Annotated in this window: 22 protein-coding genes; 13 read left to right on the top strand and 9 right to left on the bottom strand. The window is 72.1% G+C overall.

The window, feature by feature from the left end; translation table 11 throughout:
* Positions 1-113: 113 nt before the first annotated feature.
* Positions 114-308, top strand: a complete 195-nt coding sequence (locus tag ACIBUY_RS23770; protein ID WP_365565534.1) for a DUF2304 domain-containing protein — start codon at positions 114-116, stop codon at positions 306-308.
* Between the two features lie 15 nt (positions 309-323).
* Here ACIBUY_RS23770 and ACIBUY_RS23765 read toward each other — a convergent pair whose 3' ends face one another.
* On the bottom strand, positions 324-1,253 hold the full coding sequence (locus ACIBUY_RS23765) for an aldo/keto reductase (protein ID WP_365565531.1): 930 nt from the start codon (positions 1,251-1,253) through the stop codon (positions 324-326).
* 108 nt (positions 1,254-1,361) lie between these two features.
* Positions 1,362-2,213, bottom strand: coding sequence for a LysR substrate-binding domain-containing protein (locus ACIBUY_RS23760; RefSeq protein WP_399153597.1), 852 nt, complete (start codon positions 2,211-2,213; stop codon positions 1,362-1,364).
* Positions 2,214-2,293: 80 nt separating this feature from the next.
* Here ACIBUY_RS23760 and ACIBUY_RS23755 point away from each other — a divergent pair, with 80 nt between their 5' ends.
* Positions 2,294-2,656 carry a DoxX family protein gene (locus ACIBUY_RS23755; protein ID WP_399153596.1) on the top strand — a complete coding sequence of 121 codons (363 nt, stop codon included), beginning with the start codon at positions 2,294-2,296 and terminating at the stop codon, positions 2,654-2,656.
* A gap of 21 nt (positions 2,657-2,677) precedes the next feature.
* Here ACIBUY_RS23755 and ACIBUY_RS23750 read toward each other — a convergent pair whose 3' ends face one another.
* Together ACIBUY_RS23750 and ACIBUY_RS23745 are read right to left on the bottom strand one after the other, a co-directional pair.
* Positions 2,678-3,031 carry a VOC family protein gene (locus tag ACIBUY_RS23750; RefSeq protein WP_399153595.1) on the bottom strand — a complete coding sequence of 118 codons (354 nt, stop codon included), beginning with the start codon at positions 3,029-3,031 and terminating at the stop codon, positions 2,678-2,680.
* 47 nt (positions 3,032-3,078) lie between these two features.
* Positions 3,079-4,305 carry a GNAT family N-acetyltransferase gene (locus ACIBUY_RS23745; protein WP_399153594.1) on the bottom strand — a complete coding sequence of 409 codons (1,227 nt, stop codon included), beginning with the start codon at positions 4,303-4,305 and terminating at the stop codon, positions 3,079-3,081.
* 259 nt (positions 4,306-4,564) lie between these two features.
* On the opposite strand from ACIBUY_RS23745, the gene ACIBUY_RS23740 reads away from it, so the two are divergent.
* From ACIBUY_RS23740 to ACIBUY_RS23720, 5 genes are all read left to right on the top strand, one after another.
* Positions 4,565-5,860, top strand: a complete 1,296-nt coding sequence (locus tag ACIBUY_RS23740) for a DUF3533 domain-containing protein (RefSeq protein WP_365565521.1) — start codon at positions 4,565-4,567, stop codon at positions 5,858-5,860.
* 78 nt (positions 5,861-5,938) lie between these two features.
* Positions 5,939-7,582 (top strand): GMC family oxidoreductase N-terminal domain-containing protein, encoded by a 1,644-nt coding sequence (locus ACIBUY_RS23735; RefSeq protein WP_365565519.1) that lies wholly within the window; start codon positions 5,939-5,941, stop codon positions 7,580-7,582.
* A gap of 246 nt (positions 7,583-7,828) precedes the next feature.
* A complete protein-coding gene (locus ACIBUY_RS23730) occupies positions 7,829-8,035 on the top strand; it encodes a hypothetical protein (RefSeq protein WP_365565518.1) in 207 nt (68 codons plus the stop codon).
* Positions 8,036-8,117: 82 nt separating this feature from the next.
* Complete coding sequence (locus ACIBUY_RS23725; RefSeq protein WP_365565516.1) at positions 8,118-8,486, top strand: hypothetical protein; 369 nt, start codon at positions 8,118-8,120, stop codon at positions 8,484-8,486.
* Positions 8,487-8,618: 132 nt separating this feature from the next.
* Entirely contained in the window at positions 8,619-9,026 is a 408-nt protein-coding gene (locus tag ACIBUY_RS23720) for an ATP-binding protein (protein WP_365565514.1), read from the top strand.
* Between the two features lie 44 nt (positions 9,027-9,070).
* On the opposite strand, the gene ACIBUY_RS23715 is transcribed toward ACIBUY_RS23720, so the two are convergent.
* Complete coding sequence (locus tag ACIBUY_RS23715; protein WP_365565511.1) at positions 9,071-9,700, bottom strand: LUD domain-containing protein; 630 nt, start codon at positions 9,698-9,700, stop codon at positions 9,071-9,073.
* Between the two features lie 223 nt (positions 9,701-9,923).
* Here ACIBUY_RS23715 and sigJ point away from each other — a divergent pair, with 223 nt between their 5' ends.
* Positions 9,924-10,883, top strand: coding sequence for an RNA polymerase sigma factor SigJ (gene sigJ, locus ACIBUY_RS23710; protein WP_399153593.1), 960 nt, complete (start codon positions 9,924-9,926; stop codon positions 10,881-10,883).
* A gap of 69 nt (positions 10,884-10,952) precedes the next feature.
* On the opposite strand, the gene ACIBUY_RS23705 is transcribed toward sigJ, so the two are convergent.
* Positions 10,953-11,663, bottom strand: a complete 711-nt coding sequence (locus ACIBUY_RS23705) for a TetR/AcrR family transcriptional regulator (RefSeq protein ID WP_399153592.1) — start codon at positions 11,661-11,663, stop codon at positions 10,953-10,955.
* Positions 11,664-11,811: 148 nt separating this feature from the next.
* On the opposite strand from ACIBUY_RS23705, the gene ACIBUY_RS23700 reads away from it, so the two are divergent.
* The 4 genes from ACIBUY_RS23700 (at position 11,812) to ACIBUY_RS23685 (ending at position 17,215) form a co-directional block, all read left to right on the top strand.
* Positions 11,812-12,651 (top strand): patatin-like phospholipase family protein, encoded by an 840-nt coding sequence (locus tag ACIBUY_RS23700; RefSeq protein WP_365565504.1) that lies wholly within the window; start codon positions 11,812-11,814, stop codon positions 12,649-12,651.
* A 123-nt stretch (positions 12,652-12,774) separates the two neighbouring features.
* Complete coding sequence (locus ACIBUY_RS23695) at positions 12,775-13,959, top strand: cytochrome P450 (RefSeq protein ID WP_399153591.1); 1,185 nt, start codon at positions 12,775-12,777, stop codon at positions 13,957-13,959.
* Positions 13,960-14,173: 214 nt separating this feature from the next.
* On the top strand, positions 14,174-15,664 hold the full coding sequence (locus ACIBUY_RS23690) for a VCBS repeat-containing protein (RefSeq protein WP_399153590.1): 1,491 nt from the start codon (positions 14,174-14,176) through the stop codon (positions 15,662-15,664).
* Positions 15,665-15,718: 54 nt separating this feature from the next.
* Positions 15,719-17,215: an FG-GAP repeat domain-containing protein gene (locus ACIBUY_RS23685; RefSeq protein ID WP_399153589.1), complete on the top strand. Its 1,497-nt coding sequence runs from the start codon at positions 15,719-15,721 to the stop codon at positions 17,213-17,215.
* Positions 17,216-17,282: 67 nt separating this feature from the next.
* Here the strand turns inward: ACIBUY_RS23685 and ACIBUY_RS23680 are convergent, their stop codons facing one another.
* Positions 17,283-18,551, bottom strand: coding sequence for a hypothetical protein (locus ACIBUY_RS23680; RefSeq protein WP_399153588.1), 1,269 nt, complete (start codon positions 18,549-18,551; stop codon positions 17,283-17,285).
* Positions 18,552-18,684: 133 nt separating this feature from the next.
* Positions 18,685-19,833, bottom strand: coding sequence for a S1 family peptidase (locus ACIBUY_RS23675; protein WP_365565494.1), 1,149 nt, complete (start codon positions 19,831-19,833; stop codon positions 18,685-18,687).
* Positions 19,834-20,110: 277 nt separating this feature from the next.
* Here ACIBUY_RS23675 and ACIBUY_RS23670 point away from each other — a divergent pair, with 277 nt between their 5' ends.
* Positions 20,111-22,147 carry a glycosyl hydrolase family 28-related protein gene (locus ACIBUY_RS23670; RefSeq protein ID WP_399153587.1) on the top strand — a complete coding sequence of 679 codons (2,037 nt, stop codon included), beginning with the start codon at positions 20,111-20,113 and terminating at the stop codon, positions 22,145-22,147.
* A 28-nt stretch (positions 22,148-22,175) separates the two neighbouring features.
* On the opposite strand, the gene ACIBUY_RS23665 is transcribed toward ACIBUY_RS23670, so the two are convergent.
* Positions 22,176-23,186 carry a hypothetical protein gene (locus ACIBUY_RS23665; protein ID WP_399153586.1) on the bottom strand — a complete coding sequence of 337 codons (1,011 nt, stop codon included), beginning with the start codon at positions 23,184-23,186 and terminating at the stop codon, positions 22,176-22,178.
* Positions 23,187-23,214: the final 28 nt, after the last annotated feature.

Raw genomic sequence — 23,214 nt, 5'->3', positions numbered from 1 at the left:
AGCAGGGTGCAGCGGGCGGTCGTAGCCTGTTCGAGTGGCAGCAGATGATCACTGGCTGCCACCGGTGCGCGGGGACTCCCGCGAGAAGCCGGGACGCGAGGTGAGAACGAACGATGAACGCCCTGCACCTGCCCGTGTTCCTCGTCCTGATCTGCGCGGTGCTCTTCCTGCTCCGCAAGGGCGACGGCAAGCTCTCCCACATCTTCGTGGGCGCGGCATTCGGCTTCTACCTGGCGGGCACGTCGGTGGCCGCGGCCGTGCACTCCACACTCGACTCCGCGGTCACCGCCATCAGCGCCCTCATGTGACCTCGGTGACACGCCCTAGGGGAGCGTGTGCCCGGCCGTGCGGAACAGGCGGTACCACTCCTCCCGGGTCAGCGCGAGCTCCGAGCCCGCCGCGGATTCGGCGACCCGGCCGGGGTTGGTGGTACCGAGCACCACCTGCATGTTCGCCGGGTGGCGGGTGATCCAGGCGACGGCGATGCCGGTCGGCGTGACGCCGTACTTCTGCGCCAGCTCGTCGAGCGCGGTGTTCAACTCCGGGTAGTTCTCGCGGTCGCCGATGAAGACGCCGTCGAAGAACCCCTTCTGGAACGGCGACCACGCCTGCAGGGTCATGCCGTTCAGGCGGGAGTAGTCGAGCAGGCCGTTGTCGCGGTCGACCGACTGGTCGAGACCGGCCATGTTCGCGGCGATGCCCGAGGCGATCAGCGGGCAGTGCGTGATGCTCAGCTGCACCTGGTTGGCGACGAGCGGGCGGCGCACCGCGGTCTTGAGCAGCTCGATCTGGCCCGGCGTGTGGTTGGAGACGCCGAAGGAGACGACCTTGCCGGCCGCGTGCAGCTCGTCGAAGGCCGCGGCCACCTCCTCCGGCTCGACGAGGGTGTCGGGGCGGTGCAGCAGCAGCATGTCCAGGTAGTCGGTGCGCAGGGCGGCCAGCGACTCGTCGACGGTGCGCAGGATGTGTTCTTTGGAGAAGTCGAAGAAGCCGGGCCGGATGCCGACCTTGCTCTGGATGACGATCGACTCGCGCTCCGCGCCGGTGAGTTTGACGGCCTGCCCGAACCGCTCCTCGCACGCGTGGCGCGAGGGACCGTAGATGTCGGCGTGGTCGAAAGTGTTGATCCCGGCGTCACGGGCGCTGCCGTACAGGGTCCGGATGTCCTCGTCGCCGAGTTGGGCGATGCGCATGAGCCCCAGGACGACGTTCGAGGCCCGGGCTTCGGTATGGGGAATGGAGAGCATCTTCACGGGCCCATCCTCGCCCGGCCCGGGGCGCCGCCGCCAGGGGAGGCCCGCACTGAAGAGCACCGAGGAGCGCCGAAGAGCACCGAAGGCGCCGGTTCTGCGCCCGTGGCGTCACCGGCGGTACGCGACCGTCGCGCTCTCCACGAACGAGCGGATCAACGGGTTGGTGTCCCGCTCGTTCCACGCCGCCACCATGCGGCTCGGAGCCATGTCGACGAGCGGCACCACCGCCAGGTCCGCGGGCAGGTCGTGGCCGAGGGGCGCGAGGCCCACGGTGCCGCTCCACAGCACGGCCTGCAGGCACTCCTGGACGACGCGCACGACCGGGCCCTCACGCGGCTCACCTGCGTTCCAGTACGCCTGCCACAGCGGGTCGGTGCCCTGCGGGAACTGGAACCAGCGGCGGTCGCGCAGTTCCGCCACCCGCAGCGTGCCGCGCCGGGCCAGGGGATCGTCGGCGCGCAGGACCACCCCCACCGGGTCGGCCCGCAGCTCACGCACCGTCAGGGCGGTCTCGTCGAACGGCGCCCGGGTCAGCGCCACGTCGACCACTCCGGCGCGCAGCCCGCACGTCGGATCGGTCAGGTCGGTGTCGCGGATCCGGATGTCGATGCCGGGGTGACGCTGCCGGAACGCGGCGGCCAGCCGGTTCGCCCCGGGATCCGTGCCGTCGCCCAGGATCCCGACGGTGAGGGTCGCCGCACCGGCCGCCGCACGCACCCGTACGCGGAGGCGCTCGGCCTGGTCGAGCAGGGCCCGCGCCTCGTCGAGCAGCACGGCACCCACCGGGGTCAGCGCGACGCCGGCCGGCGAGCGGACGAACAGCAGGGCACCGACCTCGGCCTCGAGCTGCTGCACGGCCCGGCTCAGCGGCGGCTGGCTCATGTGCAGGCGGGCGGCGGCCCGGCCGAAGTGGAGTTCCTCGGCGACCGCCACGAAATAGCGCAGGGTACGTAGCTCCACGCTGCAACGATACCCATGAGGTATCGGCCGTGCGGAAGCGGTCTTGGACAGGCGCGGGGCCGCGGCGGTCCACTCGGACCATGAACATCGCGTACTGGGTCGTCGCCGGACTGCTGGCCCTCTTCTACCTCTACGCGGGTGCGATGAAGGCGACCCGCACCCGTGATCAGCTGCGCCCGATGATGGCCTGGGTCGACCGCGTGCCCCTGCCCGCCGTCCGCACCCTCGGGGCGGTCGAACTGCTCGGCGCGGCCGGGCTGGTCCTGCCGCCGCTGACCAGCATCGCGCCCGGCCTCGCCCTGGCCGCGGCCATCGGGTTCGTCGTCCTGCAGATCGGCGCGATCGGCGTCCATCTGACCGGCGATGACCGGCGGATCGCCCTCAACATCGGGCTCGTCACCACCGCAGCCGTGACCTGCTGGCTCGCCACGACCTGGCTGTGACGGGGGTGCGAGGGCGGGCTCTCAGGCGGGCTGCCACAGCTCGATGCGATTCCCCTCGGGATCGGTGACCCAGCCGAACCGGCCCACGCCCGCCATGTCCTGCACCTCATCGGCCACGTCCGCGCCCTTGGCGCGCAGCTGGGCGAGCATGGCGTCCAGGTCGCGCACGCGGAAGTTGAGCATGGTCTGCTGGGCCCGGCACCCGAAGTAGTCGGTCCCGGACTCGAAGGCCGCGAACACCGTCGGCCCGGCGTCCTGCTGCCACAGCCCGTTCGCGTCGGCGTCCAGGCCGAGACGGTCGCGGTACCACGCACCCAGGGCGACCGGGTCGCCGGAGCGCAGGAAATACCCGCCGATCCCTTGCACACGTTCCATGCCGCCATCCTGGCAGCACGCCCGCCGCGCTTCGACCGGACCGGCGCTCAGAACCAGTGCAGGCAGTGCGGCGCGCGCTCGACGCGGAACAGGGCGTCGGCGACCGCGGCCGCTCCGGGCCGGTGGGCCCGGAGGTGACCGGCGCGCACGAGGGTGCTCGGCGCGGTGCCGCCGAGGTACAGGGAGCCCAAGTCGCGTACGTCCAGGGACAGATCGGGCTCCCGCCCCGTCGGGACGCACTCGGCCTTCCCGTCGCGGACGGTCAGCAGGTGACGCTCGTGCTCGCCGAGGAACGGATCGTCCACGTCGAGGACGAGCTCGCCGTCCGCTTCCCAGCCGCGCGCGGTCAGCGCACGCGGTACGTCGAGCAGCCGCACCCAGAGCCAGTCGGTGTCGCCGGACACCTCGCCCCCGCGGAAGTCCGTGAACTGCCGGCGCAGCGGATGCTCGCGCGGGACGTGCTTGAACACGACCTGCGTGACGAGGTCGTGGCCGAGCACGAACCGGGCCAGCGCCGTGAAGACGGCGTCGTCCCCGGCAATGGTCTCGTCGACGGTCAGCGTGGTGCCTGGCTCGCCGAGCGCGTAACTGGCGTACCCGTCAGGGACACCGTCGGCGTCGCGGTGGACGGCGACGTAGCGCGGGGCCGGGGCGATCGGCGGCTGTCCCGCGCCCGAGGCCCACCAGCGGTGCGGCCGGGACAGCGCGCCCGGCTGCGCGCGGCGGTACCGGTCGTAGACGGCCTCCAGGACCTCGCCGCACTCGGCACGCCGCAGCACCTCGACGGAGCCGCTGTCCGTGACGTCGGCCGTTCCCCGGGCCCGGGGCGGGGCGAAACCCGCCTTGTGGCGCGGCACCGTCAGCCGCGTCGTGTACGTCGCGGGGCCGTAGCCGAACCTGCCGTAGATCGTGGCCTCGGAGGCCAGCAGCACGGACAGGAACTCCCCACGGGCCCGCAGTCCGGTGAGCTGATGCCGCATCATCGCGCCGAGCACGCCCCGGCGTCGGTGCGAGGGCAGCACACCGACACAGCTCACCCCGGCCACCGGGGCCAAGTCCCCGCCGGGCAGCGTCAGTTCGAAGGAGTACGCGGCGGCGGTGCCGACGGGCCGCCCGTCCGCCGCCACGGCGAACAGGCCACGGTCCATCTCCAGCGCCGACCACCAGACCCCGCTCCCGTCCGCGGCCGGGGTCTCGGGAAAACGCCCGAACGCGGCATGGAGCGTATCGACGAAGACGTCGAGGTCCTGGTCGGTCGTCGGACGGATCTCCATGGCTGCCGCTGCCTCTCCACGCCGGGTGGCACCACGCGTCGTGGCCCCGCCACAGTGCAGCCGCGCGGCCCGACAGGGTCAAGCGAATTGCGGCAGGCCGGAAGGCACTTCACCGCGCGACTGGAAGGGGCGGGCGCGGCTGGCCGGGAACGGCGCTGCCCGCAGAGGTCACGTCCGGCAAGCTCGTCCTCGTAGGACATCCGCCCGGTCGTGAGTCATCCGCACGCCGCCGCGTTCCCCCGACCCACCACGGAGAGTCATGGCTGCCGACAGCCCGCCCCCGCGCGCCGCCGCCTCCCGGGCGACCGCTTCCGTGCTCCTGCGCCGCCCCGCCCTGTGGCTGGCCCCCACGCTCCTCAGTGGAGTCCTCGCGCTGCTGCTGTCGCTGCTCTACATGGGCGGCATCGTCGACCCGAACCGCGATCTGCACGACCTGCCCATCGCGCTCGTCAACGCCGACACCGGCAAGCCACTGCCCGGGCAGCAGCAGAACCTGGGCACGCAGATCACCCGGTCCATCACCGCCGATACCGCCGACACCTCGGGTGACAAGGTCGAGTGGCGCCTGCTCGCCCGGGCCGCGGCACAGGACGAGCTGGACTCCGGAAAGGTCTACGGCGCCCTGGTGATCCCGGCCGGCTTCACCGACGCCGTCGGCGCGCTCACCACCGCCGACGCGACAGTCGGGCCGACTCTGACCGTGCTCACCAACCCCGGTACGGGCAGCCTCGGTTCCTCCCTCGCGAGCAGGATCACCACCGCTGCCGCACAACAGGCCTCGACGACCATCGGCAAGCAACTCGCCACGGCCGCCGCACCCGGCGCGAACGCCACCACGAAACTGCTGCTGGCGGACCCCGTGCGCATCACCACGCAGGTCGGCCACCCCATCGGCGACAACACCGGACTCGGGCTCAGCGCCTTCTACTACACACTGCTGCTCGTCCTGGCCGGATTCCTGGGCGCCAACCTCATCAGCACCGGGGTCGACACCGCGCTCGGCTACGCGGACAACGAGATCGGACCGTGGCACACCCGCCGCCCGACCGTGCCGATCACCCGGACCCAGACCCTGCTCCTGAAGATGGGCATGACCGCGGGCATCACCGCCGTCACCGTCTGCCTCGTCATGCTCGCCACCGTCGGCATCCTGCACATGGACGCCTCCCACCTGCCCCTGCTGTGGATCTACTCCTACTGCGCGGCGCTCGCGGTCGGCCTCGGCGTGCAGGCCATCAACGCGGCGTTCGGCGGGATCGGCCAGCTCGTCTCGATGTTCGTGTTCATCGTCCTCGGCCTGCCCTCCTCGGGTGCCACCGTCCCGCTGCACGCCGTCCCCGCCTTCTACCGGTTCCTGGGTGTCTTCGAACCCATGCGACAACTCGGCGAGGGCGTCCGGGCGGTGCTGTTCTTCGACGCCCGCGCCGACGCGGGCCTGACCCGCGCCTGGACCATGATCGCCATCGGCACCGCGCTCGCTCTGCTCTTCGGGTTCGCGATGACCCGCTACTACGACCGCAAGGGCCACAAGCGCCTTGCCCCGCACCCTGCTTGAGGCATCTCCCCGCCTTCCCCGGAGCGGGTTGCGTCCCGCGTCTTGTCCCTTCGACGTGGGCGTGTTTCACTGCGCGGCGTGACTGACGAACCATCAGATTTTGAGGCCGACTACGTCGTTGTGGGTGCGGGCAGCGCGGGCTGCATCGTGGCGCGCAGGCTCGCGGACACCGGGGCGAGCGTGATCCTGGTGGAAGCGGGCGCGGCACGGCTCGAGCGGTCGCGGATCATCCGGGTGCCCGGCATGATCTCGGTGATGCACTCCGTGCCCCAGGTCAAGAAGCGCTTCGACTGGGGCTATTACACGGTGCCGCAGAAGCACGCGGCCGACCGGCGCATCCCGTTCACGCGCGGCAAGCTGCTCGGCGGCTCGAGCGCCATCAACGGGATGCTGTTCGTTCGCGGCCATCGCCGCAACTACGACGACTGGGCCGCGGCGGGCTGCACCGGCTGGTCCTACGACGACATCCTGCCCTCCTACAAGCGCATGGAGGACTGGGAGGGCGGCGCCAGCGAGGTGCGCGGCTCCGGCGGCCCGGTCGCGGTCACCCGGCAGAGCGGTCTCGCCCCCGCCTCCCACGCCCTGGTGGACGCGCTCGGCGAGGCCCTGCAGACACCCCGTAACGACGACTACAACGGCGTGGAGCAGACAGGCGTCGGCATCGTCCAGATGAGTGCGCGCGACGGCGTCCGCTTCAGCGCCTCGCACGCCTACCTGGGCGGCGACCGACCCGCCAACCTGCGGATACGCTCCGCCGCCCAGGTCACCCGCGTCGTCCTCGAAGGCAACCGGGCGGTGGGCGTGGAGATCGCCGACGGAGCCCGCCGTCAGGTGCTGCGCGCCGGACGCGAAGTCGTGCTGTCCGCCGGTGTGGTGGGCTCGGCGCAGCTCCTGCTGTTGTCCGGGATCGGCCCGGCCGAGCACCTGCGCGCACTCGGCATCGACGTGGCGAGCGACCTGCCGGTCGGCCGGAACCTGCACGACCACCTCTTCGTGCCCATGACGTTCCTCGCTCCGAGTGCTCAACACCGGGGCACCGCCGGGCACTTCTTCGCCGGGATGCTCGCGGAGACGCTGCGCGGCGGCAGTTGGCTCGGCCGCACCGTGTTCGAGGCGATGGGCTTCGTGCGCACCGCCGACGCCACCACCCCCGCCGACCAGCCCGACCTGCAACTGCACGCCCTGCCCTGGTCCTACCCGAGCCCGAACCAGGACGCGCCGATCCGGCACTCGGTCGACAAGCGGCCCGCGCTGACCGTGATGCCGACGCTCATCTACCCGCAGAGCCGGGGCGAGTTGCGCCTGGCCTCCGCCGACCCGACCGCCGCGCCGCTGATCGACCCGGGCTACCTCTCCGACCCGGCCGATGCCCGCTTCCTGATCGAGGGCATGAAACTCGTCCGGGAAGCCATGGCGCACAAGCGCCTCGACGAGGTCGTCACCGGCGAGCTGCACCCGGGCCCGGCCCTGGCCACCGATGCGGACCTCGCTCGCGAACTGCCCGAGCGCATCCACTCCGTCTACCACCCGGTCGGCACCTGCAAGATGGGCGCGGCCGACGACCCGGACGCGGTCGTCGACCCGGAGCTCAAGGTCCGCGGCATCGAGGGCCTGCGCGTCGCGGACGCCGCGGTGATGCCGACCATCACGGGGGGCAACACGAACGCCCCCGCGATGCTCATCGGCGAGCGCTGCGCGGAGCTGATGACGCGGGCGGGCTGACGGTCTGACGGGACGAGGGGGCGATGGCCTGACGGGACGAGGGGCCGACGGTCTGAGGGGACGAGGGGGGCGGGGCTGGCGCGAGGGCGCCGGACCCGTCCCCCTCCCGCGTGCCGTCACGGATGATCAGGGCATCAAGGGCAAACGCGGGTGTTACGGAATCTTCACGTCATCTGCCCAATGAGGCCCGATGAGCAGAGCCGCGCGGGGCACCCGAACAGGGATGCTGCCGAGAGGACGCTGCTCATGATTGTCGTGGCTCTTCTGCTCCTGCCGGCCATGGTCCTGCTGCTGTTCGGCATGGATCGCCTCGAGACCCGCATCGATCCGGACACGCCCCCGCGCGCGAGGTTCCCGGGTCGTCACGGAGGCCACCTTCGTCTGCTGCGCGGGGGCGCGCACGGGACCCACCGGGCGCGGCCCGATCCGGAACAGCACGGCAAGGCTGCCTGATTCCCTCGCAACGTCCCGTGCGCACAGCGCTCGACCGAGCGGATTCCTGTTTGCCGTGTCCGGTTCGGGCTAACCGCACACCATGGCCAACACACCGGAGAACAAAGAGAAGACGAGCGGCGCCACCACGACGGGCCCTGCCAGGTCCGCGACGGCGAAGGCCGCACAGAAGACGGCAGCGAAGACGGAATCGGCGGGCACCCAAGGGGCCCGGGCCGTGACGGACGTGGGCGACACCCTCGTGGAGGCGCAGGGCAGGGCGGTGTCAGCGGCTCGCCGGGCGACGTCGGCGGTGACGACGGCATGGGCCCTCCTGAGCCGTCGGGGGCTGATCGCCGGGAGCGCGGCCGCGGGCGCGGTCGCTGTCGCGGCGACGTCGTTCGTGGCAGGTCGGCGCGTGGAGCGCCGCGGCCACGGACCACTGACCCGGCTCACGGGCGGCCGCGTCTGAGACCGGCGCTCCGCACGGAGGCAGTTCGGGGCGTCTGCGCTCGGCACCGTTGCGGCGTGGGTGGTGCGAGGACGCGAAGGCGGACCGCGCCACGACGTACGCACCCCGGTGACGACGGAGAGAGGAGCCGTGATGGACGACCCCGCGCTCAAGGCGGTGGGCTGGGCGCGTTCGCTGCCGATCGGCAGCGAGGTGAAGTCGGCCCGGGACTGGTCGCGCGCGCGACTGCGCGAACTGGGCTGGACGGAGAGCGCTCCGGACACGGCCGACGCCGTCCTGCTGACCGTCTCCGAACTCGTCACCAACGCGCATGTGCACGCGCGCAGCAACGCCCAGCTCGTTCTGACCTGGGACGGTGAGTGCCTGCACGTGACCGTGCACGACTCGTCGCCGCTGCCGCCGCAAGCGCGGCGGCCGGGCGACGACGCGCTCGGCGGCCGCGGTCTGCTGCTGGTCGACGCGCTCGCCGACACCTGGAGCGCGCACCCGTGCCCCAAGGGCAAGGACGTCACGGCCTGCTTCCGTCCGGCCGCGGCGTAGACGCCGCCCGGCGGGCGGACCGGACTCCTCAGAACCTCAGAACCTCAGAACCCGATGCTCTCGCGGACCAAGAGGACCGTGCCGCGCCCGGGCTGGTGCTCGGCGTTGAGGACGAGCAGCCGGTTGACGGCGCTCGGCCACCCGTACGCCTCCTGGGTGCGGGCGCTCTCCAGGGGCAGGCAGTGGTCCTCGATCCGCCGCAGTGCGGTGGTCAGATCGGGTACGACCTTCTGCGCCCCGACGACCCAGATCGCGCGCCCGGCGCCGCCCGCGCTGCCGGGCAGCTGGCTCCCGCTGCCCGAGGCGATCACCAGGGACCCGGTCTCGGTGACGGCGTGGACGCTGCTCACGATGACGTCGGGGGTGGCGGTCAGCATCCGCATCTCGTCCCTCTGCGTCGCGCGGTCCATGGCGAGGACGCGCGGCTTGACGGCGTCGTAGCGCCCTGTGTCGTTGATGTCGTCGGCGATGCCGGACAGGCGGAGCGTCTCGCTGGCCCCGGTGAACACGCCGGCGCCGTCCGGGATCAGGTCGCTCACGCGCGCCCGGGCCGCGGCGACGTCGTCGAGGATCTCCACGGTGAACCCGTGCGCCGTCAGCGCGGCGGCCGCCCGCTCCAGGCGGTGGGCGGGGGCCGGGTCCGTGAACGGCGTTGCCGATGTCGAGGTGGTCATGGTGAGCTCCCTGTTCGCCGGGCGATGTGTCGGGCGTGGTGTGGTGTCGGTCGTGGTGTGTCGGTCTCAGCGGTTCGACAGGACAGCGCTTCGGAATGTGAGGCCGTCGCGTCGCCTCACATTCCGAAGCGCTGTCCTGTCGAAGTGGTTGAAGTAGTCGAAGTGGTCGAAGGCGTCGAGCGGGTGAGAGCCGTCAGACGCGACGAGGGGAGCCGTCGGCACCATGAGCACACGACCGGAACCAGGACACGACCGGCCCGATCGGGTACGCGACCGACCCGATCCGGGACTCGACGCGGTCATGCGCGAGCGCCGTGGGCTGATCAATCTCGCGTACCGGCTGCTCGGCTCCGTCGCCGAGGCAGAGGACGCCGTCCAGGAGACCTACACCCGCTGGTACGCCCTGTCGCGGGAGCAGCAGGACGCCATCGACAACCCCGGCGCCTGGCTGACGACGGTCGCGGGCCGCGTCTGCCTCAACGTGCTCGGTTCGGCGCGGGCCAGGCGGGAGACGTACGTCGGTGAATGGATCCCCGAGCCGCTGCCCACGCACGCGGAGTGGCTCGGCGGGCGCACGGGCGGCGCGGCCGTCGACCCGGCGGACCGGGTGACCCTGGACGAGTCGGTCGATCTGGCCTTCCTGGTCGTGCTCGAGACGATGACCCCGGCCGAACGCGTCGCGTTCATCCTGCACGACGTCTTCTGCCACTCCTTCGCCGAAGTGGCCGAGATCGTCGGCCGCAGCCCGGCGGCCTGCCGCCAACTCGCCTCCTCCGCCCGCCGCCGGATCAGGGCGTCCCGGCCCTCCCTGACTCCGACAGCCCAACGGGCCGGTGTCATCAGGGAGTTCAAGCAGGCGTGGGAGGCCAAGGACATCGACGCCCTGATCGGCCTGCTCGACCCCGACGCCACGGCGATCGCCGACGGCGGCGGCCGCGCCGTCACCTTCCTGGAGCCCATCGAAGGCGGTGAGCGGATTGCGCGGGCCTGGCTCGAGATCGCCCGCCGCAGGCCGGATACCATGACGTTGCTGGAACGTACGGTCAACGGCCGGCCCGGCCTCGTGGCGCAGCAGGACGGCGTCGTCGTGACGGTGTTCGCCTTCGACGTCGAGGACGACCGGATCAAGCACATCTGGGTCGTGCGCAACCCGGAGAAGCTCCGGAGCTGGACGACGGGCTGACGGACCGCCCGCCGGTCACGTCCGTCCGCTGCGTCCTCCCGGTCACGTCCGCCCGCTCGCGTCCTTCGCCTACGTCCTCTTCGGGGCCGGGGACACCGGCCAGGCCGCGCCCCGGTGCGGGCCCAACTCGCCGAGCGTCGCGGCCAGTTGATCGGGCGTGAGCGCCGGGGAGGGGAGCGGGGGCGCGGCCGGTGCGGGGCGCAGGCCGTCGAGGAACAGCGCGAGCGGGCGGCGCCAGGCGTCGGCCGCGGACACGGCCGTCATCAGGGCGGGGACGGCACGTCCGAGCGCCGCCAGCGCGAACAGGACGTCCTCGGCGGTGACATCGGGCCGCACGGAGCCCTCCGCCCGGCCGCGCTCCAGGAGTTCCTCCAGCGTCCGGCGGTTGTGCGCGTGCACGGTCTCCAGGGCGTCGACGCCCTTCAGGCTCGTCGTCATGAGGTCGTTGGTGCCGCGGTCGGTGGCGAGCACCGTGAAGACGGCGTCGAGATAGCCCGTGAGCCCGGTCCACGCGTCGGGCGCCGTACGCGCCTGCTCCCCGGCGCTCATCGTGCCGGTCAGCTGGTCGTGGAAGACGGCGTCGACGAGGGCGACCCGGGTGGGGAAGTGCCGGTACAGCGTCGCGTTGCCCACGCCCGCCCTGCGGGCGATGACGTCGAGCGGCGCGTCGAGGCCCAGTTCGCCGAAGACCTCGTGCGCCGCCTCGACGAGCAGCTCGCGATTGCGGCGGGCGTCGCGCCTTCGCGGCGGGGGCGTCGCATCGTGTGCGCCGGCCGTCATCTCGTACTCCGTCCGCTGTCCGGTGGCGGCTGTCCGATGTGCGCTGTCAGCTGCCCCCGAGGGGAACCGGGGAGTGCTCCCCGGTAGTGATGCTATCGTCCCGACAAGAAATGGGGAGTACTCCCCATTTCACTCGACGGGAGGACCGATGGACGGAACGGCACTGGTACTCGGTGGCGGAGGCCCCGTCGGCGGCGCGTGGCTCGTCGGCGTGCTCGCGGGTCTGGCGGACACGGGCGTCGACCTGGACGGGATCGACCTGATCGCCGGTGCGTCGGCGGGTGCGATCTTCGGCGCACGACTCGCGGCGGGGGAGTCGCCGCACGAGCTGTACGAGCGTCAACTCGCGGGCGCCGACCGCGTGGAGCTCGGTGTCACGACGGCCCGGACGCTCCGGTTCCTGTGGGCGGCGCTGGGCTCGAGGGATCCCGAGCGCTCCGTGCGACGCCTCGGGCGGGCCGCGCGCAGCGCACGGACCGGCCCGGAGGCGGACGTCCTCGACACCGTGGGCACCCTGCTGCACGGCGTGCGGGACTGGCCCGAGCGCCCCCTGCGTATCGCGGCCGTGGACGCGACGACCGGCGAACGGGGCGTCTTCGACCGTCACACAGGAGTCCCTCTCCGCGACGCGGTCGCCGCCAGCTGCGCCGTCCCCGTCGTCTGGCCCCCGATCACGGTCGCGGGCCGCCGGTGGATGGACGGCGGCAGTCGCTCGACCGCGCCGCTGGAACTGGCCCGCGGTCATCGGCGCGTCCTCGCCGTCGTCCCGGTTCCGTCCGCCGTGGGGCCGCACCCGCACGCACGCAGCCAGGCGGCGGGGCTGACGGCCGACGGGAGCGCCGTCACGCTGCTGACACCCGACGCGGCCTCGCGTCTTGCCATGGGCCGGAACATGACCGCGAACCACCGCAGGGCGGATGCCGCGCGAGCCGGCCGCGCCCAGGCGATCGCCGCGGCCGGCACGCTCTCCGATCTCCTCAACCGCTGACGCGAACCACCGGCAGCAGCCAATGGCGTCCACCACTGACGCCCACCACTGGCGCTCACCACGGACATCGAACGCTGACACCGGCACACCACCGTCGATCACCACGCCTCGAGGAGACCCCCAGTGACACAGGCGCCGACCATCGAAGAACTGGCCCCCGGCTGCGGCGACTTGGCCGCCGACCCCTACCCCGCGTACGCGGCACTGCGCGAGCGCGGACCCGTCCACCGCGTCCACGTGCCCGACAGCGGCGAGAGCTGGCTCGTCGTGACGCGCGACGCCGCACGCCAGGCCCTGACCGACCCCCGCCTGAGCAACGACATCCGCCACTCGGCGACCTGGGAGACGGACGGCGGCCACGCCATCGGCCGCAACATGCTCCAGAGCGACCCGCCCCAGCACACACGCCTGCGCAGACTGGTCGCGGGCCACTTCACCCCCGGCAGGATCGCCGCACTGCAGCCGCGCATCGAGGCCGTCGCCGACCAGTTGCTCGCCGCGCTGCCCGGCCGGGGAACCGCCGACCTGGTGAGCGCCTACGCGCTTCCGCTTCCCGTCACGGTGATCTGCGAGCTCCTCGGAGTGCCGGAAGCGGACCGTACGACCTTCCACGCCTGGTCGAACGAGCTGGTCATGCCCACCTCGCCGCAGGCCGGCGCCGCGGCGTCGGCCCAACTGGCCTCAGTGCTCGGCGACTTGATCGCACGCAAGGCCGCGGACCCGGACGGCACGCTGCTCGGCGACCTGGCTGCGGCGGGACCGGACGAGCTCGCCGGCGAGGAACTGATGGGCATGGTCTTCCTCCTGCTCGTCGCCGGTCACGAGACGACGGTCAACCTGATCTCCGCCACCCTGCACAGCCTCCTCTCCCACCCGGACCAACTCGCCCTGGTGCGGGCCGAACCCGCGCTCCAGGCCGCCGCCGTCGAGGAGTCGCTGCGCTACCACACCCCGGTCCACGCGAGCGCGTTCCGCTTCGCCGCGGAGCCGCTCGACCTCGCGGGCACCGCCGTCGCCGCGGGTGACGCGGTCCAGGTTTCCCTGGCCGCGGCCTCCCGTGACCCGCTGCACTTCCCCGACCCCGACCGCTTCGACCTCCACCGCGAGGGCCCGACCCACCTCGCGTTCGGCCACGGCCTGCACCACTGCCTGGGCGCCCCGCTGGCCCGCGCGGAGGCCGTGATCGCCCTGCGGCGCTTCCTGGCGCACCACCCCGAGGTCTCCTTCGCCGAGGATCCGGCACGGCTGACGTGGCGAACGAGCGCCCTGTTGCGGGGACTTGAGGAGCTGCCCGTGCGGCTGGGGTGAACCGGGGCCGGACGCCACCGTTCCGGCCGGACCCACCGACCTCACCGGACCCGTGGGCCCCATCAGAACGAACCCATATCCGATTTTCCGTACAACCCTCGCCCCACATCGGGGGTCTCCTGTGTAGCGACCGCCGCGCGACAGCACGGCGAACAGACGGCAAACACCGGTGAACACCGGTGAAATCCACCGCTGCCCTTATCCAGGAGGCTCGATGCACAGGCACGTCCGGACCACGCTCGCCACGGCCGCCGCGGCCGCCCTCACCGGCGGTCTCCTCGTCGCCACGGCGGGCGGCGCCATCGCCGCAGAACCGTCCGGAATCCAGGGCGACTTCAACGGTGACGGATACCGCGACCTGGCCGTCGGAGCACCGAACGCCACCATCGACGGCAAGGCCCGGGCCGGCGCCGTCGGCATCGTCTATGGCACGAAGAACGGCCTCGACACCACCAAGCGCGCGGTCTTCAGCCAGGCCACCACGGGGATCCCGGGAACGCCCGAGAAGGACGACGCGTTCGGCGAGCAGCTCGTGTCCGGCGACCTCGACGGCGATGGCTACGCCGACCTCGTCGTCGGCATTCCCCACGAGGTCAACGGCCCCCTCACCGACTGGCCGAGCACCGGCCGGCTGACCGTCCTGTGGGGCGGCGCGCAGGGCCTCGCCTCCGCCACCGACATCACCTCGCCGCTCGGGGGAATCTCGAGCCTCGCCCGTTCCCTCGTGGCCGGTGACTTCGACGGCGACGGCCACGTGGACCTGGCCGTCAACAGCGAGACGGGGCAGGAGCTTTACCGCTACTTCGACATCGATGTCCTCAAGGGGCCCTTCACCCGGACCGGCTCCGGCGCGGCGCGCATCCATCTCGACCCGCTCGAGGAGACCGGCACGGACGCGAAGCAACTCGTCGCCGGAGACGTCAACGGGGACGACAAGACAGACCTCCTCGTCATGGGCACCGGCGGCTACCCGTACCCCGAGGACTCCATGCCCAGCCGGCTCTACCTGGGCGACTCCGCAGGCCTCAAACTGTCCGGCACCCTCGCCCATGCGGGGAACGACTTCGCCGACCGCCAGGCAGGCGCGATCGCCGACGTCGACCACGACGGCTACGGCGACCTGATCACCACCAACCCCACGGACTGGGCGGACGACGGCCCGGTGCTCGGCGGCTCGGTGCTGGTCACCTACGGCAGCGCCACCGGCCTGTCGGAGCGTGCCCCGGTCCGCATCACCCAGGACACCGAGGGCGTGCCCGGAACAGCCGAACAGGCCGACCGATTCGGCCAGAACGTGGCCGCCGGCGACACCGACGGCGACGGCTACGCGGACCTCGTCGTAGGGGTTCCCGGTGAGGACCTCGGCGACAAGGCCGACGCCGGCATGACCGTCGTACTGAGAGGCTCCGCGAGCGGCCTCACCGGCACGGGCGCCGTCGACTTCACCCAGGGCTCGGGCGGCACGACCGGCTCCTCCGAGGCCGGTGACAAGTTCGGCTCCGCCGTCCGGCTCACCGACTTCAACGGCGACGGACGGGCCGACCTGGCGATCGGGGCGGTCGGCGAGGACAGCGGCGCGGGCCGCGTCTGGCAGTTGAAGGGCAGCGCGACCGGCATCACCACGACCGGCTCGACCGCCTTCGCGAGCCCCGCACTCGGCGGCCCCTCGGGCCCGGTGGCCTTCGGCTCGTCCTTCTCCGACTGACCCTCCCACTGATTCCCGGACCGACCACCCACGCGCCACCGCAGGAGTTCCTTCATGCACAGACACCGCCTCACCGCCCTCGCCGCCTCCGTCGCCCTGGGCGCGGGACTGCTCGCCGCCACCGGAGCGACGCCGGTCGCGGCCGCACCCGGGCACGCCCCGAACACCTCCACGGGCACCAAGGAGTCCACCGGTGGTAAGTCCGACGCGGACTTCGACGGCGACGGACATCGCGACCTGGTCATGCTCGGCGGCGACGACGGCGCGGACGGCCGGGTGACCGTCGTCTACGGCGGATCCGGCGGCCCCGACACCACCCGCAAGCAGGTCATCAGCCAGAACTCTCCCGGCATCCCGGGCAACGTGGAGAAGGGCGACGGCTGGGGCACCTCCGCCACCAGCGCCGACCTCGACGGCGACGGCTACACCGACCTCGTCGTCTCCTCGCCCGGCGAGGACACGGACACGGCCGTCGACCAGGGCGGGCTCACCGTCATCTGGGGCGGCCCCTCGGGCCTCGGCGAGGGCAAGGTGTACTACTCGCCGCTCGCGGGTGACTCCTTCGGCGAACACGTCGTGGCGGGCGACTTCGACGCCGACGGCGACCAGGACCTGGCCGGGTCCACGACGCAGGCCGGCGGAGTGGTCGTGCTCCAGGGCCCCTTCACCCGCGACGGTTCGCACGACGCCACCGCGTTCCTCACCACCGAGCGCGCCGACAGCCGCGTGACCGATCTCGTGGCGGGCGACATCGACGGCACCGACGAGGGCACCGACCTCTACGTCATCAGGAGCAACTACCCGAGCGACAAGGACGGCGGCGGCTACGCCGTCTTCTATTCCGGTGCCTCCACGGACGCCTTCCGCGACCCGGACGGCTACGTGTACATCCCCGACGGTGCCGACCTGTCCGGCTTCGATCTGCACGGCGCCGTGGGCGACTTCGACAACGACGGCTTCGACGACCTCGCGGTCGGCGACGACTTCGCGGGCACGCGCGGCGCGGTGCACGTCCTGTACGGCAGCAAGAACGGCCCGGACACCTTCCGCCCGCTCGGGCTCATCACCCAGAACACCCCGGGCGTCCCCGGCAACGAGGAGGCGGGCGACTACTTCGGCCGGGCCCTCGGCGCGGGTGATACGGACGGCGACGGCTATGACGACCTGGCCGTCGGAGCGGCCGGCGAGGACCTGGGCACCACCACCGACGCGGGCACCGTCGTCGTGCTGCGCGGCGGCGCGGGCGGTCTGTCCGGCACGGGCGCGACGGCGTACGACCAGGACACCCCGGACATCACCGGCGCACCCGAGAAGGGCGACGCGTTCGGCAGCTCGGTGAAGCTGACCGACCTGAACGGCGACGGCCGGGCCGACCTCCTGGTCAGTGCGGACGGAGAACAGCTGGGGGCGACCCCCGGCGCCAAGGTGGGCCTGGTCCACCTGCTGTGGTCGGGCGGCCCGGGCGGAATCACCCCCACCGGCTCCACCTCGTACAGCACGGTGAATCTCCAGCTCCCGTACAAGCGCCTGTCGGGCCCGTTCCTCAAGTGAGGCCGTAGCAGTGCCCGTTGCGGCAGAGGTGTCCGGGCCGGCCCCCGCACGGCCCGGACACGTCGGGCTAGCCCGAGGTGCGCACCGCGTACACGTAGCGCGCACCCTCGATCTCGGTCAGGTTCCACAGCACGTCCGCGCCGTACGACCAGCCGCTCGCGCTTCCCGCGTGCAGGCTCAGGTCCTCGGGCGCGACCGGCAGACCGGTGACGGCGGAGGGCGTGGTCGCCGGTGGGGTGACCGTGCGCAGATAGCCCTTGCTGGAGGGCCCGTTGCTCACCGAGAGGTAGTGCTTTCCGAGCACGCAGGCGGAGCCCTGGATCTTCGCCTGCTTGACGGTGACCGCCTCCTTCGCGGCGGACGCCTTGAGCAGGCGCGTCGCACTGTCCACCTCCCAGCGCACGAGCTTGGGGGTGCGCACCGTGGTGCCGTTCCCGGCGAAGGGGCCGTCGGTGTAGGTGACGGAGGGGTCGGTGGCGTCGACCTTGTCGGGGGAGTACTCGCCGACCACCAGGGAGTCGGGCGTGCTGGAGCGGTCCAGGGCGACGGCCGAGTAGCGCAGGTAGGTGCCGGTGTTGTCGTAGGCGTGGCTCTGCGAGAGGACGTACTGGTAGTTGTACGCGTAGTACTTGCCGTCGGCGTCGTTCAGTCCGCACAGGGTTTCGTCCCCGGTGGCGACCTCGAACATCTCGTTGAGGTCGAAGACCCGCAACCCGTAGAAGGTGTCGACGACGTACAGGCGGTTGCCGTACCAGGTGATGCCGCCCGCGTGCTTGCGTATCGGGGCGAACGAGGGGGCGCCCGACGCGGTGAGCACGGGTTCCACCAGGAGCACGTGCCGGTACATGGGGGCCGACTTGTTCGTGTAGTCGACGAAGCTGACCCGCATCCCCTTGTCGATGGCGCCGATGTCGTAGTACCAGGAGACCAGGACGATCCGCTTGCCGCCCGCGGGGTACACGCCGTTGCCCAGCGCGTCCGCGCTCGTCGTGATCCCCTGGGGCACCCACTCGGTGGTGTCGCTGTCGCCGGACTTCCAGGTGAACGCGTCCGCGAGCGCGGCGGACGACACCCCGGGCACCGAAGTGGCGTGCGTGGCGGGCCGGTTGGCGCTGGCGACGACCGTCTCGAACGTCGCGCGCCCGCCCAGCTTCGCCGCCAGCGCGGAGTTCACGGAGGCGAACGCGTCTCCGTCGCGGTTGTCGGTGCGCACGGCGAGCGTGAACTGCCCCGCGTCGATGGGGGAGGCCTGAGCGGTCGAGGGGGCGAGCGCGGCCTCCGTCGCCAGGGCGAGGGGTGCGGCGGCGAGGCCCGCTATGAGCGATCTTCGTGTCATGTGCATGCGGTGAAGGTAAGGCGCATCGCCTTCACAAGCTTGGGGTTTCCTGTGAGACGTTCGTTACGTGTGTGACTGCGGACGGGGGCGGTGCGGCGCGTTCCGGGACGCCGCACCGCCGGGGTGCCCGAGGTCAGGCGGTGTGCAGGGTCAGGCCGTAGCGGCCGAGTATCTCGTTGATGGGCTGGTACCAGGTCTCGCCGCCGCTGCTGCAGTTGCCCCAGCCGCCGGAGGTGACGCCCTGGGCCTGGTCGCCGCTGATGAACGAGCCGCCGGAGTCGCCGGGTTCGGCGCACACGTTCGTCTTGGTCATCTCGTGGACCGCTCCCTGGCTGTAGTTGACGGTCTCGTTCTTGGCGAGCACCGTGCCGCAGTGCCAGTGGGAGGTCGATCCCGACCGGCAGATCGAGGCGCCGACGGGCGCCTCCGCCGAGCCCCGCACCAACTGGTCGGAGACGGTGCCCCAGCCGAGGACGACCGGCACGGTCCACCAGCCGCTGCCCACGTTCACCCAGGCGTAGTCGTTGTCGGGGAACGACGAGCCCTGGATGGCGCCGACGTACGAGCCGTCCCACCCGTTGACGCCCTGCCCCGGGCCTCCGCAGTGACCGGCGGTGACGAAACCGCCGTACACCGAGAAGCCGATGGAGCAGCGGACGTTGCCGGTGTAGAAGGGGTCGCCGCCGACCGTGCCCGCGGCCAGCGTGGTGGGCGCGTGGTCCGTCGGACGCACCGTCAGGGGCGCGACGCGGCCGGCCTGCGCGAGGAACCGTTGGACATCGTTGTCATCCTGCCGGTCGGCGAGCACCTCCACGACGACCCGGTTGGACTGCCAGTCCACTCGCCAACTCGCCACCCCGGAAGGCGCCTTGAGGGCGTCGACCCGCTTCTTGGCCGAGTCGAGCCGGGCCGCACTCCGGGTGACGACAGTGACATCGGCGCCGGTGGCGCGTACCGCGTCGGCCTTGGCGCGGTCGGCGACGGCGACGGTCAGCGCACCGCTGCGCGGCGTGAACCACGAACCCGCGTAGGCGGATCCGGCCGCGCGCCGGGCCTTCCGCTCGGTGGCTCCGGCCCGCTGCTCGGCGGCGAGCCGCGCCTTCGCCTGCTGTCGCGTGAGGCCGAAGTCGTGCTGCATGGCGGCGAGCAGCCCGGCGGAGGCGGGTGCTTCGGCCTTGGGAGCGGCGCCCGCCTGCGAAGCGGGCAGGAACCCGGCGGTCGCACAGGCCGCGGTGACCAGCAGGGCGGACAGGACGGTGCGGACAGGTCGGTGACGTCTCATGGAGTGGCCCTTCGTCGTTCCCGTGTGGTGGGGGTGGAACAGCGATGCCTGGGAGCGCTCCCGTGGCATGTCGGGGCGGAGCCTAGTGACGGATCATGAACAGGTCCATGCCAATGAGGGGCGGGATTCGGACAGGGTCGACCGCGTCGCGGGGAGCAAGAATCTGATGTAATCGCGCATGAGACAGACGAGTTGAAGGAAAATCGCCATTCCTCCCTTGTGGGTGCGGCTTGCGGCGCCCTACTGTCGCGGCACCCGCGAGAGAAACGAGGACCTCATGTCGTGGATACGAAGACCCGCGCGCCTCGCCGCCGTGCTGGCAGCGGCCGGTACGGGCATCACGTTCGCGCTGGTCCTTCCGGCGGGGGCCTCGACGACCGCCCCGGACGGACCGGCCGCCCGGCCCGCTGTGACGCGCGCGGCCCTCGACCCGGCCCTCGTCGCGGGGCGCGGCGCCGACGTGCCCTTCGTCGAGCAGGAGGCGGAGAAGGCGGTGACCGACGGAACCGTCATCGGCCCCGACCGCACCACCTACACCCTTGCCTCCGAGGCGTCGGGTCGCTCGGCGGTGAAGCTGCGCCCCGGCCAGTACGTCGAGTTCACGCTGCCCCGCGCGGCGAACGCCGTCACGGTGCGCTACAGCATTCCGGACGCGGCCGACGGCGGTGGCATCACTGCCCCGTTGGACGTCGCGGTCAACGGACAACGCCGCGCGTCCACGACCCTGACCTCGCAGTACTCCTGGCTCTACAACCAGTACCCCTTCACGAACGACCCGCAGGCCGAACTGCTGCACCCGGACTGGTGGATCACCGAGTGCGGGTGCGTGCCCAGTGCCACCACCCCGGCGCCCGTCATCGACAAGCCCTTCCGCCCGAGCCACTTCTACGACGAGCAACGCCTGCTGCTCGGCAAGCGCTACCGCGCGGGCGACACCGTCCGGCTGACCGCGCCGACCGGATCCGCTGCCGCCTGGACGGTCGTCGACCTCCTCGACTCGGAACTCGTGGGAGCACCGCACGTCGAGCGGGCCGCGGCGAACGTGCTCGCCTTCGGCGCCGACCCCACGGGGCACCGCGACGCCGCCCCGGCCCTCGACAGGGCCATCGCGTTCGCCCAGCGGCACCACCTCAAGGTCTATGTCCCGCCGGGCACTTACCAGGTGAACCGGCACGTGATCGTGGACGACGTGACGATCGTCGGCGCGGGCAGCTGGTACACGGTCTTCAAGGGGCGCCAGGTCACGCTCTCGACACCCGCCCCCGACGGCTCGGTGCACACCGGCGTCGGCTTCTACGGCAGGAGCGCGGCGGACGGCGGCAGTCACCGTGTCCACCTGTCGGGCTTCGCCATCGAGGGAGACGTACGGGAGCGCATCGACACCGACCAGGTCAACGGCGTCGGCGGCGCCCTCACCGACTCCACCGTCGACGGCCTGTACGTGCACCACACCAAGGTCGGCATGTGGTTCGACGGCCCGATGAGCCGGCTGCGCGTCACCCGCAACGTCGTCGCCGACCAGATCGCCGACGGCCTGAACCTCCACACCGGCGTCACCGATTCCACGGTGTCGCACAACTTCTTCCGCAACACCGGGGACGACGCCCTCGCCCTGTGGTCGGAGAAGAGCGCCGACGCCCGCAACGTCGTCGCCCACAACACCGTGCAGACCCCGGTCCTCGCCAACGGCATCGCCGTGTACGGAGGCACCGACAACACCGTCACCGGCAATCTGATCGCGGACCCGGTCAGGGAGGGAAGCGGCCTGCACGCCGGCTCCCGGTTCGGCGCCGAACCGTTCACCGGTAATTTGCGCCTGACGGACAACACGACGGTCCGCGCGGGCACGTTCGAGCTCAACTGGCGGATCGGCCTGGGAGCCGTCTGGTTCTATGCGCTCGACCGGGACATCGACGCCGACATCCAGGTCACCGGCGACCACTTCCTCGACTCCACGTACAACGCGATCATGCTGGTGTCCGACTACCCCGTGAAGGACAAGTACGCGATCCGCGGCGTCCACTTCAAGGACATCCGCGTGGACGGGACGGGCACCTCGGTGCTCAGCGCCCGCTCGGCCGGCTCCGCGTCCTTCGAGAACGTCGACGCACGCAACGTGGGAGCCGTCGGCATCAACAACTGCGGATCGTTCAACTTCCCCGCCTCCGGTGCCGAGTTCACCGTCCAGGACCTCGGCGGCAACGACGGTGGCGGCACGACCGGCCCCTGGCTGGCCCCGTGGGAACTCCCGAACACCCTCACCTGCGACGACCGCCCGGCCGTCGTCCCGCCGCCGGCCCCCGGGCCCTGGTGAACCGAGGGGGCATCGTCCTGGCGCCGCGTCACTCGTACATGACGTACGACGGCCGCGGCGTCAGGCCCATCACCTCGTCGGGCGTCATGAGACGGCCGCCGTCCTCGGTGTCCTCGTCGAAGAACAGCTTGAAGCCGGTGTGCAGCTGATCCGGCATGCCGGTCACCAGCCGGTCCCACGCACGGCGCTTGAGGTGGGGCGAGCCGATGCCGTCGGTGCACTTGACGACGGCCACGCCCCGGGGCACCCGCAGCCGGTGCTCGTCGCGGACGACCGACTGGGCCACCTGGTGGAAGACGAGCACCTTCTCCGGCAGATCGTGCTCCTCCACGAGCGAGGCGAGATAGGCGGCGATCCGGGTGAGTTCGCCGCCGCTGGTGTGGCCGTAGGTGTCACCCGGCTTCTCCCCGGGGCCCATCTCCCACTCCGGATCAAGGGCGATGCCGACGTCGGGGTGGACGAGCCACTTGCGCAGTGCGGCGACCTCGTCGAGCGGGGCGGCCCGGCCGGGCTGGATGTTGAGCAGCAGCAGTGCCTTGTGGCGACGGGCCGCCTCGTGGAAGGTGCGCACCGTCGCGTCGGGCATCCGGCTGCGGTACGTGCCGTCGGCGCCGGGCGAGGCGTTCGCGACGACGGCGAGCAGTTCGAGCACCGGCAGGACGCGCCGGCCGTCCGCGAAGGCGCGGCCCCGCCGCTCGATCTCCCTGACCCGGTCGTCCAGGTCCCCGGTGCCGAGCCGGCCGAGCGCGGCCTCGCCCGGGAACCCGCAGTAGCCGACGAGCCGGTGCTCGGGGAAGACCCGGCGGCCGCCGCGGGGGAGTTCGGGGCTGCGGTGCGTGGGGCGGGGCGGGGCCGAGGGCGACGTGTGCGCGGCGGTGCGGGGCGACGCCGTGCCGGTGTCGGCCACGCCCCCGTCCCCGGACGAGCCGCAGCCGGTCGCGAGGGCGACCGCCCCCGCGACCCCCGCGGTGAGCACCTCGCGCCGGTACGGGCGGACGGTCCCGCCGCTCGTGCGGTCGCCGTGGCTGCCTGTGTGCACTGTGCCTCCCGTCCGCCGCCGCGCCGGT

The sequence above is a fragment of the Streptomyces sp. NPDC050085 genome, assembly GCF_044460595.1.
Taxonomy (GTDB): domain Bacteria; phylum Actinomycetota; class Actinomycetes; order Streptomycetales; family Streptomycetaceae; genus Streptomyces.
This window is presented reverse-complemented; position numbering and strand designations above follow the sequence as displayed.